The 14,937-nt window shown below is 54.8% G+C and carries 14 protein-coding genes; 11 read left to right on the forward strand and 3 right to left on the reverse strand.

Features of this window, described 5'->3' with window-relative positions; translation table 11 throughout:
* The first annotated feature begins 226 nt into the window (after positions 1-226).
* The 6 genes from C814_RS09665 (at position 227) to C814_RS09690 (ending at position 6,871) form a co-directional block, all read left to right on the forward strand.
* Positions 227-1,534 carry a phenylacetate--CoA ligase family protein gene (locus tag C814_RS09665; RefSeq protein ID WP_016315498.1) on the forward strand — a complete coding sequence of 436 codons (1,308 nt, stop codon included), beginning with the start codon at positions 227-229 and terminating at the stop codon, positions 1,532-1,534.
* Between the two features lie 148 nt (positions 1,535-1,682).
* On the forward strand, positions 1,683-3,428 hold the full coding sequence (gene iorA / locus C814_RS09670; protein WP_016315499.1) for an indolepyruvate ferredoxin oxidoreductase subunit alpha: 1,746 nt from the start codon (positions 1,683-1,685) through the stop codon (positions 3,426-3,428).
* Positions 3,428-4,003: an indolepyruvate oxidoreductase subunit beta gene (locus tag C814_RS09675; RefSeq protein ID WP_016315500.1), complete on the forward strand. Its 576-nt coding sequence runs from the start codon at positions 3,428-3,430 to the stop codon at positions 4,001-4,003. Before iorA ends, C814_RS09675 begins: the two co-directional genes overlap by 1 nt.
* 170 nt (positions 4,004-4,173) lie before the next feature.
* Positions 4,174-5,475, forward strand: a complete 1,302-nt coding sequence (locus C814_RS09680) for a phenylacetate--CoA ligase family protein (RefSeq protein ID WP_016315501.1) — start codon at positions 4,174-4,176, stop codon at positions 5,473-5,475.
* Between the two features lie 172 nt (positions 5,476-5,647).
* The gene (locus tag C814_RS09685; protein WP_022788284.1) at positions 5,648-6,073 is read left to right on the forward strand and encodes an ACT domain-containing protein; all 426 of its coding nucleotides are present in this window, start codon (positions 5,648-5,650) and stop codon (positions 6,071-6,073) included.
* Between the two features lie 321 nt (positions 6,074-6,394).
* The gene (locus C814_RS09690) at positions 6,395-6,871 is read left to right on the forward strand and encodes a YbaK/EbsC family protein (RefSeq protein WP_016315503.1); all 477 of its coding nucleotides are present in this window, start codon (positions 6,395-6,397) and stop codon (positions 6,869-6,871) included.
* Between the two features lie 56 nt (positions 6,872-6,927).
* Here C814_RS09690 and C814_RS09695 read toward each other — a convergent pair whose 3' ends face one another.
* The 3 genes from C814_RS09695 to C814_RS09705 form a co-directional block, all read right to left on the reverse strand.
* Entirely contained in the window at positions 6,928-9,735 is a 2,808-nt protein-coding gene (locus tag C814_RS09695) for an N-acetylmuramoyl-L-alanine amidase (RefSeq protein WP_016315504.1), read from the reverse strand.
* 68 nt (positions 9,736-9,803) lie between these two features.
* Positions 9,804-10,022: a hypothetical protein gene (locus C814_RS09700; protein WP_016315505.1), complete on the reverse strand. Its 219-nt coding sequence runs from the start codon at positions 10,020-10,022 to the stop codon at positions 9,804-9,806.
* 47 nt (positions 10,023-10,069) lie between these two features.
* Entirely contained in the window at positions 10,070-11,182 is a 1,113-nt protein-coding gene (locus tag C814_RS09705) for a sporulation integral membrane protein YlbJ (protein ID WP_016315506.1), read from the reverse strand.
* A gap of 84 nt (positions 11,183-11,266) precedes the next feature.
* Here C814_RS09705 and C814_RS09710 point away from each other — a divergent pair, with 84 nt between their 5' ends.
* From C814_RS09710 to C814_RS0104075, 5 genes are all read left to right on the forward strand, one after another.
* Complete coding sequence (locus C814_RS09710; RefSeq protein ID WP_016315507.1) at positions 11,267-11,560, forward strand: YabP/YqfC family sporulation protein; 294 nt, start codon at positions 11,267-11,269, stop codon at positions 11,558-11,560.
* 34 nt (positions 11,561-11,594) lie between these two features.
* Positions 11,595-12,818: a sporulation protein YqfD gene (locus tag C814_RS09715; RefSeq protein WP_016315508.1), complete on the forward strand. Its 1,224-nt coding sequence runs from the start codon at positions 11,595-11,597 to the stop codon at positions 12,816-12,818.
* A 164-nt stretch (positions 12,819-12,982) separates the two neighbouring features.
* Entirely contained in the window at positions 12,983-13,960 is a 978-nt protein-coding gene (locus C814_RS09720; RefSeq protein WP_016315509.1) for a PhoH family protein, read from the forward strand.
* Complete coding sequence (gene ybeY, locus C814_RS09725) at positions 13,957-14,466, forward strand: rRNA maturation RNase YbeY (protein ID WP_016315510.1); 510 nt, start codon at positions 13,957-13,959, stop codon at positions 14,464-14,466. Before C814_RS09720 ends, ybeY begins: the two co-directional genes overlap by 4 nt.
* On the forward strand, positions 14,444-14,920 hold the full coding sequence (locus tag C814_RS0104075) for a diacylglycerol kinase family protein (protein WP_016315511.1): 477 nt from the start codon (positions 14,444-14,446) through the stop codon (positions 14,918-14,920). Before ybeY ends, C814_RS0104075 begins: the two co-directional genes overlap by 23 nt.
* Positions 14,921-14,937: the final 17 nt, after the last annotated feature.

Genomic DNA, 14,937 nt, shown 5'->3' on the forward strand with positions numbered 1-14,937 from the left:
CAGGATTCCAGATTTTTTCTTTGTGGAGAAAGCTTTCTAACTATAAAACCGAAATAGAACCAATTTGGGGACAGTGGATATTTATGCAAAATTCGACCGGCAAAGGGTTGATTTTGGCCCCTGTTTGCGGTATGATAGATTGGCTGGGTTTAATAGATAAACGCGCTAAAGCGGAATTGGCAGAGTGCTTTTGAAAAAGTCCGGCAGGAAATGGAGTGAAGCGACAATGATTTTCAACAGGGAAGCGGAAACGATGTCACGCAAAGAGATCGAAGCTGTCCAGCTCGAGCGGCTGAAACGGATTGTGCGATACTGCTATGACAACGTAAAGCTTTACCACGACCGGTTCGATTCGATCGGGCTGGACCCGGATAAAATCAAAACCCTGTCCGATATCCAATACATACCCCCCACGACCAAGGACGACCTGCGGGACAACTACCCGTTCGGGCTGTTTGCCGTCCCACGAAGCAAGGTGGTGCGCATCCACGCATCCTCCGGTACGACCGGAAAGCCGACTGTCGTTGGCTATACCCGCAACGATCTCAATATGTGGTCGGAGATCATGGCACGTATCATCTCGGCAGCAGGGGTGACCGAGGAGGACATGGCGCAGATCTGCTTCGGGTACGGGCTTTTTACCGGTGCGCTTGGCCTGCACTACGGGCTGGAACGGGTCGGGGCGGCTGTGGTTCCCTCCTCATCGGGCAACAGCGAAAAGCAGATTATGCTGATGAAGGATTTTGGCACCACCACTCTGATCGCCACTCCCACCTATGCACTTTATCTAGGGGAACTGGCGCATGAGCTGGGATACAGGCGGGAGGACCTGAAACTGCGGATTGGGCTGTTCGGCTCGGAGGGCTGTACGACCGAAATGAGCGCCAAGATCGAGGACCGGCTGGGTCTGTTTGCAACCGACAACTACGGGATGTCTGAGCTGATTGGGCCGGGTGTCTCGGGGGAATGCGAGCTGCGATGCGGCCTGCATATCGCGGAGGATCATTTCCTTGCCGAAATCGTTGACCCGGATACCCTTGAAGCAAAAGCGGAAGGGGAGTCCGGTGAGCTGATCGTCACCACCCTGACCAAAGAGGCAATGCCGCTGCTGCGGTACCGCACCCGCGATCTGACCCGGATGAACAAAGAACCGTGTGCCTGCGGGCGTACGATGGCGCGGATGGACAAGGTGATGGGCCGAAGCGACGATATGCTCAAAATCAAGGGGGTCAATGTGTTCCCATCTCAGATCGAGAGTGTGCTCATGCCGGTTGAACAGATCAGCCCGCATTATATGTTGTACGTCCGGCACGAGGGGTATACAGATACCCTTGAGGTAAAGGTCGAGTTGGTTGATGCGAGCCTGCTGGCCAGCTATCGGGACCTGGAAAACCTGACCGCGGCGATCCGTCACAGACTGCGCACCGTATTGGGGATCGACGCGAAGGTTTCGCTGGTCGAACCCAAGAGCATCGAGCGGTTTGCGGGCAAGGCCAAACGTGTGGTGGACCTGAGACATAGTCAGAATGCTTAAAAATCAGGACTTGTTTTTAAGCGGCGGGCAAAATCCGCAGGCATGTTTTGCATACATGACAACTATATGTCTCGCCGCGGGCTGGAAACGAATCGGAATATTCTTTTTCGTATTTTGATTACAATGTTTAGGAATGAGGAGAGATCGAGTGAAACAGTTGATGTTGGGCAATCAGGCGGTTGCCAGAGGGCTTTATGAAGCAGGATGCCGGGTAGCTTCAAGCTATCCGGGAACCCCTTCGACCGAGATCACCGAGCAGGTCAGCCTCTACGAGGAGGTTTACGCCGAGTGGGCGCCGAATGAGAAGGTTGCGATGGAGGTTGCGCTTGGTGCGTCGATCGGCGGTGCACGCTCGTTCTGCGCGATGAAGCATGTCGGGCTGAACGTGGCGGCGGACCCGCTGTTTACGGCAGCTTATACCGGCGTCAATGCGGGCATGGTGATCTGTGTCGCTGATGATCAGGGGATGCATTCCTCCCAGAATGAACAGGACTCCCGTCATTATGCGGCTTCCGCCAAGGTACCAATGGTGGAGCCTGCCGACTCACAGGAGTGCATCGACTTTGTAAAGGCAGCTTATGAGATTTCCGAGCAGTTCGACACCCCAGTCATTCTGCGTACCTGTACCCGTGTGGCGCACTCGCAGAGCATTGTCGAGACAGGGGAACGCACCGAACTGCCGCTCCGGCTGTACACAAAGGACCCTAAAAAATATGTAATGATGCCGGCCAATGCGGTCGGACGGCATGTATTTGTCGAGGAACGGATGCAGAAGCTCGCTGAATTTGCCGAGACAAGCGGGCTGAACCGGGTCGAGATGGGAGACCCGAAGATTGGCATTGTGACTGCCGGCATCTGTTATCAGTATGTCAAAGAGGCGTTCCCGCAGGCGAGTGTCCTCAAGCTCGGGATGGTCCATCCGATGCCGGTCAGGATGATCCGGGAGTTTGCCAAGCAGGTTGAAATGCTCTATGTGGTCGAGGAGCTTGACCCGGTTATCGAGACCCATTGCAGGGTCAACGGCATCCGTGTGGATGGCGGGAAAAACCTGTTCGGCCTGCTAGGGGAACTTTCCCAGCGCAAGGTTGCGCAGGCACTCGGGAAGGAATGCCCGGAGCCGGTTTTGTTTGGAGAGCAGGTACCGGTGCGTCCGCCGGTGCTCTGCCCTGGATGCCCGCACCGCGGCCTCTTTTATGTTCTAAGCAAGCTCAAGGTTATGGTCAGCGGCGACATTGGCTGCTATACGCTCGGCGCCCTGCCGCCGCTCGGTGCGCTTGATACTACCATCTGCATGGGCGCTTCGATTTCGGGCCTACACGGATTCAACCAGGCGCGGGGTGGGGATTCCGCGCAGAAATCGGTGGCGGTAATCGGTGACAGCACATTTATCCATTCGGGGATCACTGGGTTGATTGACATTACCTACAACCGCGGCCATTCGACCGTCCTGGTGCTTGACAATTCGATCACCGGCATGACCGGCCATCAGCAGAACCCGACCACTGGCCTGACCCTGAAAAACCAGCCGGCCCCGCAGGTGAGCATCGAAAAAATCTGCGAGGCGGCAGGCGTGAAACGGGTACGGGTAGTCGACCCGAACGAGCTGGCTGCGTTGGAAGCGATACTGAAAGAAGAACTGACAGCGGAGGAACCGTCGGTCATTATTACCCGGCGTCCGTGTGCCCTGCTCAAACAGGTCAAACACAATCCACCGCTTCGAGTCGATCCGGAGCGCTGCAAATCCTGCAAAATGTGTATGAAGATCGGTTGTCCGGCCATCCATATGGAGGGCGGCAATGCAGTGATCGACGATACCCTCTGTGTCGGCTGCGACCTCTGCCAGAGGATGTGCAGCTTTGGCGCGATCAAAACTTCCGAGGAGGTGCAGGGCTGATGGGACAGGTAAAGAGCATTATGATCGTTGGGGTCGGCGGACAGGGTTCGCTTCTGGCCTCCAAGCTGATGGGAAATGTGCTGATGGCGCAGGGATTCGACGTCAAAGTTTCGGAAGTGCATGGGATGGCACAGCGGGGCGGTTCGGTTGTTACCTATGTGAAGTACGGTGAGAAGGTCTACTCCCCAGTGATCGAGATGGGGGAAGCGGATGTGATCGTCGCGTTTGAGAAACTCGAAGCGGCGCGCTGGCTGCCCTACCTCAAGCAGGGTGGGAAGCTGATCGTCAACGACCAGCAGATTTCTCCGATGCCGGTCATTACAGGCGCGATGGCGTATCCGGAGGAGATTCTTGAGAAGCTCCGGGAAAAACAGGTCGATGTGACAGCGCTCGACGCGCTTTCGCTTGCGCATCAGGCGGGCAGCGCCAAGGCGGTCAATGTTGTGCTGATCGGGGTGCTCTCCTCGATGCTGGAATTCCCGGACGAGGTCTGGCAGGAGACGATCGAAAAGACTGTCCCGGCAAAGTTCCTCGAGCTGAACCGCCGGGCGTTCGCGCTTGGGCGCGGTCATTGACCTATTTTAAGGAAAAAGCCGTATTCACAACCGATTGACGCTGCTTGGACATGCCGTTTAAAGGGCTGTCTGCGTTTTTTCTGTTTTGCAGAGCGGATCGGCGATGGGGAATACAGGCTTTCAGAAACCGCCTGGACAAAGAACGGGCGTACAGGAAAGGACTGGTTCTATTGTCAAACTATTATCAGCCTGAGATCGAACGCGCATCCCGCGAACAGATCAAAGCGTGGCAGGATGAGCGGCTGGTAGAGACGGTCAACCATGTTTACAAGAATGTTCCATACTATCGTCAGAAGATGGAGGAAAAAAAGCTGACCCCCGCCGACATCAAATCCACGGATGACCTTTATAAGCTGCCGTTCCTGACCAAGGGCGACCTGCGGGACGCTTACCCATATGGCCTTTTGGCGGTTCCGCTTGAGGACGCGGTGCGCATCCAGTCGACCAGCGGTACCACCGGAAAACGGGTGGTCGCGTTCTATACCCAGGCGGACATCGACCTCTGGGAGGACTGCTGTGCCAGGGCGATTGTGGCGGCAGGCGGGAGTAAAAAAGATGTCGTGCAGGTTGCGTATGGTTACGGGCTGTTTACTGGAGGCCCCGGGCTGAATGGTGGATCGCATAAAGTCGGCTGCTTGACCCTGCCGATGTCCTCCGGCAACACCCAGCGTCAGATCCAGTTTATCCAGGATCTTCAGGCGACCATCCTCTGCTGTACGCCTTCCTATGCCGCGTTTATCGGTGAGTCGTTTGCAGAAATGGGGATTCGTCCAGATGAGATCAGCCTGAAAGCAGGCATTTTCGGCGCGGAGGCATGGAGCGAGGAGATGCGCCGGGACATTGAGAAAAAGCTGGGGATACGGGCGTATGATATCTATGGCCTGACCGAGATTTCCGGGCCGGGTGTTTCGTTCGAGTGTGAGGCGCAGACCGGTATGCATGTCAATGAGGATCATTTCATTGCGGAGATCATCAACCCGGAGACTGGAGAAGTCCTGCCGGAGGGGGAGAAAGGCGAGCTGGTGTTCACCAGCATCACCAAAAAGGCATTCCCGCTGCTGCGGTACCGCACCCGCGACATTTGCGTGCTGAACCGCGAGCCTTGCCCCTGTGGCCGCACCCATGTCAAGATGAGCAAGCCGATGGGACGCAGTGACGACATGATGATTATTCGCGGGGTTAATGTGTTCCCGTCCCAGATCGAAACGGTACTGCTCAATCACGGGTATCCGGCAAACTACCAGATCATTGTCGACCGGGTGAAGAATACCGATACCCTTGATGTGCAGGTCGAGATGACACAGGAGATGTTCGACGATACGGTGAAGGGCATTTCCGCACGAGAGAAGGAGCTGGTCGAAGGTCTGAAAGCGATGCTCGGCCTTTCTGCAAAGGTCCATCTGGTTTCTCCAAAGACGATCGCGCGCAGCGAAGGAAAAGCGGTCCGCGTTATCGACAAACGCAAGATTTAGTGGTATCATAGTTGCAGAGGCAAAATCGTTTTTCCGGTTTGTGCCTGCCGTTGAGCAGGGCTGTGCAGCTTTGCGGCACACTGCCGGAAGGAACGCTACAGCCCGGATGGAGCTGTAGCTCCCTGTCCATAGACAGGGAAATAAAAGCCATATGGCAGAATGGGTGTTACGAATGGTTATCAAACAGCTGTCCGTTTTTGTAGAAAACCAGCTGGGCCGTTTGGCGGAGATCAGCGAGGTGCTCCGCCAGAAGGAAATCAATATCCGGGCGCTTTCGATCGCCGATACCACCAATTTCGGGATCCTGCGCATGATTGTCAACCATCCCGCACGCGCTGAATCTGCGCTCAGGGAACAGGGTTTCACCGTCTCGCAGACCGATGTGATCGCTGTCGGCGTCACCGATGAGCCGGGCGGGCTTGTGACTGCCCTGAAAGCGCTTGCTGATGCCAAGATTACAGTGGAATATATGTATGCGTTTGTCAGTAAGGCGGAAAAAACCGCGTATGTTGTTCTGCGGGTTGAGGACAACGCAGTCGCAGAAAAAGTGCTTTGTGAACATGGAGTGCCGATTCTCAGCGGAGAGGAAATCTACTGAACGGTGATGGGGCGGAAAAGTCGGATGCAGCAAGGAGAATGCACCAAAACGTCAGGCTGTTCTCAGCAGGTCTGGCGGACAGTTGCTGCTTTCGCTATGGGTGCATCTACTGGGGCCTATGCCGCACCGAGCAGCTTAAATTCTCTTTTGACAGTTTCAGCTGATAGACAGAGCTGGTATAACTATGCTATGTATATGTCGGCGCTATGGATATCGAACTGACGGATGTCAAAGGGACAATGACAATTACGATAACATACAGATAAAAAACGGTGGGCGGCGGAGATTCCGCCGCTCGCTTTTTGCGAAAGGAACAGAAAAATGGCGATTGAAAAGGTGAAGGCATATTTCGAAGCGCTCGGACGCGGGCAGGATGTGCTGGAGTTTGAAACTTCAAGTGCGACGGTCGAGCTTGCGGCGCAGGCGGTTGGCGTGGTCCCAGCGCGGATTGCAAAGACCCTGTCGTTTAAGCAGGGAGAGGGCTGTGTGCTGATTGTCGCAGCAGGGGATGCGCGGATCGACAACCGTAAGTTTAAGGATGCCTTCGGGATGAAAGCAAAGATGCTGACTCCAGAGGAGGTGCTCGAAATGACCGGGCACGCGGTCGGCGGAGTGTGTCCGTTCGCGGTCGAAAACCCGCAGGTAGAGACGGTGCTCGACTGCTCACTTAAACGGTTTGAGTCGGTCTATCCTGCCTGTGGGAGCAGCAATTCGGCGATCGAGCTGACCTGTGAAGAGCTTTTTTCCTATGCGAAAGCGACCCGATGGGTAGATGTTTGCAAAGACTGGGCAGAATAAGGCAGGAAACGCAAACAGCCGTCCACAGAACTTCTGTGGACGGCTGTTTTTATCCGTTATTGGAAATATTGCAGCACCGCATCGGCAACGCCATTCGCATACTGGAACATTCCGAAATCACTTGCAATCCGGTCAAATTCAGCAGGGCTGCAAATGTACCCGGATTCGACCAGAACTGCGGGGCAGGAGGTCAGCATGGTGACCCGGTACCATGACCAGTTGACAAACCGGAGCTTGCGCCCAGTGACCGAGGCAAGGTTCGCGCCGATGTTTTCAGCGAACACTTGCGACTGGCCGTTGTAGTAGTAGACCTCAATCCCTTCCACTTTATTGGAATCCACCTGTTCTGAGAGGGAGTTGTGGTGACTGGAGATGAACATATCTGCATCTACCTGTTCGGCCATTGACATCCGCTCATTAAGTGTCATGGTCTCGTTGCGCTGGGTCAGATGGACAGTTGCCCCCAACGCTTCCAGACGGCTTTGCAGGGCACAGGAGTCCGCATAATTCAGGGTGTTTTCCCACGGGCCCGCGTTATAGGGAACCGAAGCAGCGCCAGGATCGGTTCCGCCATGTCCGGGATCAAGCAGGATGGTGACGCCTGCAAGCGGTGTGCCAGTATTGCGCTGGAGGCGGGGCTTCTGCTTGAGGTAAATTACTGTATTTTCACCGTCAAACTGTACATTCCAACCGGTCAGTTCGCAGCCCGGATTGAGTTGGAAGGTCAGGGTTACTGTACTGCCGTCCTCCGCAATGGAGGATTTGATGGAGGAACAAAGGGTACTGTTGAGCACCGAAGTGTCCATCTGTTCGAAACCGGAAAGGTTGTAAAGGGTAACGCGGACGCTCCCGTCTGCCATTTCACCAGTGAAAGCCGGGCGTTTGGTGCCGGTAATCACGAGCTGTTCACCCTTTTCGACCTGCCGCAACAGGATTGAAGAAACCTCGCTGACCGCCGTTTCTTTACCTTCCAGAATTTCTACGGTGGATTTGAGCGCATATCCGCCCGAGGAAAGGAGGTAATACCCGCCGCCATTGTTCTCAACGATTGTGTCCACGCAGCCCCCTTTCAGTACAGTGGTATATTCCCCGTCGTCCTTCCCGTTGCTGCTGATGGGCACAAACGAACTGTTGATCCGCGCGACCGGTTCGGCACCCGCTCCTGCCACATAGACCTCCCCCGCGCTCTGCTGGGAACTGTTCATCCCATTATAGCTGAGGGAATAGGTGACAGGCCCAATCCGTTTGACCTGTCCGGCAACGGCGAGCGAAGAGAGATCAAGGGTCTGCTGGTAGGTGACCGCCACCCCATCCTCAGCGGAGGAGACTGGTTCCAGTTCGGTCGTCAGGCCGCCGACACGGGCGGTTACCTTCCCGCCCGCAGGCGCAGTGCAGGAGAGCTTCAGCCCTCTGCCCGCAAGTACCGCTTCCGGATTCGCGGGATAGACCGAGCTTTTTGTAATCGTGCTGATGATATCCGGAGCCTGCGCAGGCTCCTTGCGGATGATCTGTACCGTCCGCTCGGTGCCGTTCTGGCTGAACGTATAGTTATTTGTACCAACTTCCACATCTACCAGAACACCCCAAAGCCCATTTTCGTTTGGACGGTCGATCTCCTTACCGTTGTAGAGGACAGGGAGATCAGGGTTCGAAGTGCCAGTGATAAAGTAATTTTTCCATGTAGTATATGCGGTATCCGACAGAGTGATGGATTCTGCCGGCCGGGTGACTTGGAACGTCCGACTGTAGGAGAGGTCTGGCATAGATTCGGATGGCTGCTGCCGGAACGATGAGGCAAGCGAGTAAGCTGCCATCCTTCGTTCGGTATGGAGCGAACCATAGTTACTGATGACCGACCCGCCTGCGCCAAACTGCCGCTCAAAGTAGAAGCTGTTGTCGATCGAGTGGGTGAAGATGGTCTCATCCGAGGCGATATGAAGCGGATAATAGGGGATCGAAGCATTTTCGCAGAGCTGCTCCCAGCCGGAAAGCTCGGTTTGCAGCAGTTTGACGCCATCGGCAGTATCCGCATCGCTGACCATCGAGGTCACCACAAAATCGAGATCCCCCGCCTGCACCGGTGCGGACACAAAGTCACGCTCATTCGAAAGCAGGTTGCTGTTTACCACAATGCCCAGCCGCTGTGCCCCCTTCTGTCGGATGCTGTCATGGGAATCGGACAGGATTTTTGACAGGCTTTCCGCATAGGAGGGGGAGTCGAGCGCCTTGGAATCCACTCCTGCGAAGACAACGCCGGCCACATCGTAACGTCCGGTCAGCTCTTTGACAACTGCCGGAAGCAGGGACTGCACCTTTTGTGCGTCCGGATCGAGCAGGCCGTTGGCAATCAGATCACTGTCGACCGGACTCGCTGACGCCCGGCCTTCAGCGGCAACCCCAAACGCATCTACCACCGCATAAACCTGTATGTTGTATGTTTTTGAGATGTTGGTCAGATAGCGCAAAGGATCAAAAAAGGTGAATCCGCCCTGTTTGCCGGTCCAGAAGGAACTCGAAGGCAGGATTTCCGACTGATAAAATGCGTCACATTCGGGGACTGCTTCAAAAAAGATCGCATTATAGCCGTAAGTATTGGCAAATGCGGCGATTTCGTCCAGTTCCGCCTGCATCTCTTTGGCAGGGAGCCCGGGTGCACTGGGAAAATCGGCGTTGCCTTGCGTCCGGACAGTCATGGCGCGCAGGGTTTCCGGGGTAGCGGGGATTCCCTCCGGGAATTCCCGCTTTATAATTTCGCCGTGGAACAGGTCGGATGCGGAGAGTACGGTAAAAGTCACCGCGAGAATCGCAAGCGAAGCCAGCAGGGTGCGGATTACCGTACCCCGTTGGTTGGAATAGTATTTCATGGCAGAAGAACTCCCTTGTCAGATAGGATAAGGTTTACTGAATATTCTGCTTTCCGGACAGCCCCGATTCAAAGCTCAAAGTCCGAGTGGTCAAACTGCGGCAGTGCGCGGGGGCGTTTCGGAACCCGTTTGAGCGGTGCGTATAAATATCTTTTACAGGAATCATGCGGTTCAGTCACCCCTTTTTTTTCACAGAGAACCGACCGGCCATTCTGGGAGACAAACCCGAATTTACAGTAGGCACAGGAAGGGGGAATTTGATCGGAAAAGAGTTTGGATTTAAACATGTCGCACCTCCATACTGTTTCAGTATACAGGAATCGACAAAAAATTTCTATGCGTAATTATTAACATTTCCAGTGTTTTTTCGATTTGGAAGCAGCAGAATAGAGCACATCGCGATCAGGCAGGCGGAGGAAATGAACATATTGGGCGCAGCGTGTGGGATCGGGGTTCCCTGTATAATTGCGGCGGCAAGTTCCTCGGGAGGGAGCAGGCCCCAGAACAGCCAAGACAAGAGAGCTGTCAGGCTTCCGTGTACCAGCCGGGAAAGATAGAACGGCCGCAGACAGAACCGAGGCAGATCGGGAAAGCAGGCCTTTACCTGGAGCAGGATGCTGAGAGAGGAGAACGAGACTAGAAATCCGCAGAGCGCAAATCCGGCGCGGGTATGCAGGGAGGCGGCGAGCGTGCAACCGCTTGTTACTTCGAGCAGTCCTGTGATCCATGCGGAAAAGAACGATGCACCGAGGGAGGGGAAGAATGCCCCCAGCATCCGGGCGACTGCTTGCAGGATGCCAAGCGCGTTTAACAGGGCGATGATCGCGGAGAACGCCACCACAAACGCACAGATACCGAGAATGCCCGCGCTTGCCCCCTGCACCGCATGGACAAACCCATTGGAGTTTGAGCGATCTGCTGTTAATGTCATCGGGTGGGTGCGTCGAAGTGTGCAACAGGCAAACCGGCCTACCACCAGTGCAGAACAGACCTGCGCAATCAGCAGAAAGGCTCCTGCTCTTCGGCTGCCGAACATTCCTGCACCGACTGCCGAGATTAAAAAGGAGGGACCGGCGTTAACGCACAAGCAGAGTGCAGCTGCTGCGGTATCGCGGTCGATCTCCCGGCGTTCAAGCATGGACGCGAGCATCCGCGCACCGACCGGATATCCCCCGACAAAGCTCATGAGAAAGACCGCCCCGAGCGAATCGGGAAGCCCGATCAGCCATCCGGCGGGGCGGGCGATCCACCGGCTTAAAACGGTACCCACACGGCTGGCGGAAATCAATCCCGCAAGGATCATGAAAGGGAAGAGCGAGGGGATCACCACAGCGGCACAGCGGGCCAGCCCCTCCCGCACACCGTCGGAAACCTCCTGCGTTTTCCAAAGCAGCCCGGCTGCTGTCATCATAGCGAGCGGTGCCCAGAACCATCGAATCTGTTTCATAGAATCCCTCTTTTTCATAAATCGAATTGCCTTTTCATACCTATGCTAGGGAGCAAACTGAAAATGCGGAAGGAGGCTTTTCCCATGTGGAAAAAAAGACGCAGGCAGGAGGAAAAATGTTCGATCCGGGAACGGCTCTCTCGGACGTTTGAACTGCCTTTCAATGTACTGGAAGGGCTTCCGGAGATCGAATTGCTTGGAAACCGGGAAGCAGTGATCGAGCACTGTCAGGGAGTGCTTGAGTATGACGACAAAGTAGTGCGGATCAATGCAGGGAAACTGGTGGTACGGATCACCGGCAGGAATCTGATGCTCAAATATATGACCGGCGACGGCGTGATGGTAGAGGGGTATTTTACCTCAATCGCATTTTTGTAATGAGGGCGGCGCGCCGCCAAAGGGGTGTAAGAGTTTGTTTATCATCTTTTTTCTGCGCTGGCTGCGTGGACACATCCGATTCTCCGCCCGGTCCGGCTCGATCGAACGGTTTATCAATCTGTGTGCTTACCACCATATTCCCTCATGGGAATGCAGACGGTCGGATGGGGCGTTCTCCGGCTGCACGACGGTAAGCGGCTATCGGAGAATGCATCGTCTTGCTCGGAAGGCAGGGGTAGTCACCCGAGTTACTGAGCGGTATGGACTTCCATTTTTGATCCATCGCTACCGGAAACGGCTGGGTATCCTGATCGGTGTGCTGTTCTTCGCACTCTTCCTGACGGTCATGCAGCAGTTTATTTGGGTAATCCGGGTCGAGGGAAACGAGCAGATTGATTCCCGGATCCTCACCAACGCGCTCGCCGATCTTGGCGTACACAGAGGGTCGTTCAAGGGCAGGATCGACGCCGGGGTTCTGAGGGAGGAACTGGTAATCCGGGTGGATGGGCTTGCATGGGCAGCGCTCAATATCCGCGGTACGACAGCGACCCTGCTGGTGCGGGAGCGGGTGCGCCCTCCCGAAAAGATCGACACCGATGTTCCGGCAAATGTGGTCGCAGCGCGGGATGGACAGATCAAACGGTTGGAGGTCACCGATGGACGCTCCCTTTTGCGGGTAGGCGATACAGTGCGCGAAGGGGAGATCATCGTCAGCGGGGTGAACGAGGACCGCTGGGGAATGACCCATCTGGTGCGGGCAAACGCCCGCGTGATCGCGCATATCCCGGAATCGCTGAAGATCGAAGTGCCGCTGGTGCAGGAGGAATATGTCCTGACCGGCGAGATCAAAAAGCGGCGATATCTCGAACTGTTCGGTGTTCGGCTCCCACTCTTCCTCTATTGCGGGCTGGAGGGGGACTATAAGCTCGAACGCATCACCCGTTCTCCAAAGCTGTTTGGGCTGGAACTGCCATTTCTCATCACGCGGGAGAACTATCTGTTCTATGAAACACGGTTGGAGGAGATCTCTCCGGAATCTGCCCTACGGATCGCGGAACGAGCGCTGCGCAGACAGGAAACAGAAAACTGGGGGGATACAATCCTTTCGGCAGACCGGTCCGCCGAAGTGGTGGACGGTGTGCTCTGCCTGACCGGCAGATACCTGATCGAACAGGATATTGCGCGCCAGGTAGAAATACCTGTTTTTGACAAACAAGAACAGAAAAAGACATCTCACAAGCGAGAGGGCGGTTATTAAAACAGAATTTTTTGATGGGTTGTGCAGAAATTTTGTAGAATTCCTGTGTATAGTGGAAGAATTTCACAAAATATTCACAAAAATATGTGAAAAATGCTTGTTAAACGAGATGGGTTTTGCTATACTAAAGAAGACGCTGAAAGAAAAAGGACGGATGTTCAGTTATGATCGAACAACTGGTAAATATCGACCGGATGGAACATGCTCTCGCACTATTTGGGAGTTTTGATGAAAATGTGCGTCTGATCGAACAGGAATATAAGGTAACCGTTACCTGCCGAGGCTCTGAAATCAAGGTATTCGGAGATGAGGAGGGGGTATCCCTCGCGGTACGAACGATTACGGGGTTGCTCTCCCTGATCAACAAGGGGGAAGCGATCACCGAACAGAATGTCCGTTATGTCATGGCGATGGTCAGCGAGGGCACCGAAGATCAGGTATCAACCCTGTCGGACGATGTGATCTGCATCACTGCTTCCGGCAAACCGGTCAAGGCAAAGACGCTCGGACAGAAAAAATATATCCATTCGATCCGGGACAACACGATCAGCATCGGGGTGGGTCCGGCAGGTACTGGAAAAACCTATCTCGCGGTTGCAATGGCGGTGCGGGCATTCCGCGCACATGAGGTCAACCGGATTATTCTGACTCGTCCGGCGGTCGAGGCTGGGGAGAAACTTGGCTTTCTCCCTGGTGACCTCCAGAATAAGGTGGACCCTTATCTGCGTCCACTTTATGATGCACTGTTCGACATGCTGGGCAGCGAGAATTTTGCGAAATATGTCGAGCGGCAGAACATCGAGGTGGCGCCGCTTGCCTATATGCGTGGGCGCACTCTGGACGACAGTTTTATCATTTTGGACGAAGCACAGAACACCACGCCAGAACAGATGAAGATGTTCCTGACCCGGTTGGGCTTCAACTCGAAAGCAATTATCACCGGAGATGTGACCCAGATCGACCTGCCTGACGCCCGCCGATCGGGACTTGTCGAGGCGGTGAAGGTGCTGAAAAATGTGGAGGATATCGGGATTACCCAGTTCAATGAGAAGGACGTGGTGCGCCATCGGTTGGTGCAGGCGATCATCAAAGCATACGAAAGGTATTACAACAGCAATCATCAGGAGGGCAGAAGCAGATGACGGGAAGTGTGAAGGTAATGATCTCCAACCGGCAGAAGTTGGTCAAAATTCCGAGCGGTATACGGCTGCTGATCCGCCGATGCTGCCATGCTGTTCTGCTGGCTGAAAAATTCTCAGACGATGCGGAGGTCAGCGTGAGCTTTGTGACTAACGAGCAGATCCGGCAGCTCAATGCCGAGTTCCGCGGCAAGGATATGCCAACCGATGTGCTTTCGTTTCCGCTGGGGGAAAATGGAAACTACGACCGCAATTTTGAAACCGGTGCGCTTCAGCTGGGAGATGTGGTGATTTCAGTGGAAAAGGCAGTCGAACAGGCCAGGCTCTATGGGCATACGCTCCAGCGCGAAATCGGGTTTCTGACCGTCCATTCGATACTTCACCTGCTTGGATACGATCACGAATCCGGAGGGCTGGAGCAGGTGCGGATGCGGGAAAAGGAAGAAAGCATTCTGACGAGCCTTGGATTGGAGCGGGATACCAGTTATGTCGTATCGGACAGGCGGTAAATGCGCTCGTCTCCTCCGCAGCTTCGGCTATGCAGCGGAGGGAATTCGTGCCTGTGTCGGAAGAGAGCGCAACCTTCGAATTCACCTGACAGCAGCGGGATATGCGTTTTGGCTTGGTTGGGCGCTCAAACTGGACCGGATGCGGTTTGCGCTTTTGTTCCTGACTGTGGGTGCTGTCATCTCGCTCGAACTGGTTAATTCGGCGATCGAGTCGCTGGTTGATTTGGCTTCTCCAAACCCTCATCCGCTCGCCAAAGCTGCAAAGGATATGGCAGCTGGGGCGGTCGCAGTATCTGCTTTTGCAGCGGTTCTGGTGGGAATCTCGCTTTTCTGGATTCCGGACAGGCTGGCTGCGCTTGGGTTGCGGATATTGACCAGCCCGCTCTATTTTGTCCTGGCAGTAGCCGCTCTGCTGCTGTCCGGTTGGTTTATCTTTAGTACCCCCGAAAAATAAACCTTTACCCATTTGAA

This window comes from Anaerotruncus sp. G3(2012), assembly GCF_000403395.2.
In the GTDB taxonomy this organism is placed as follows: Bacteria; Bacillota; Clostridia; order Oscillospirales; family Ruminococcaceae; genus Anaerotruncus.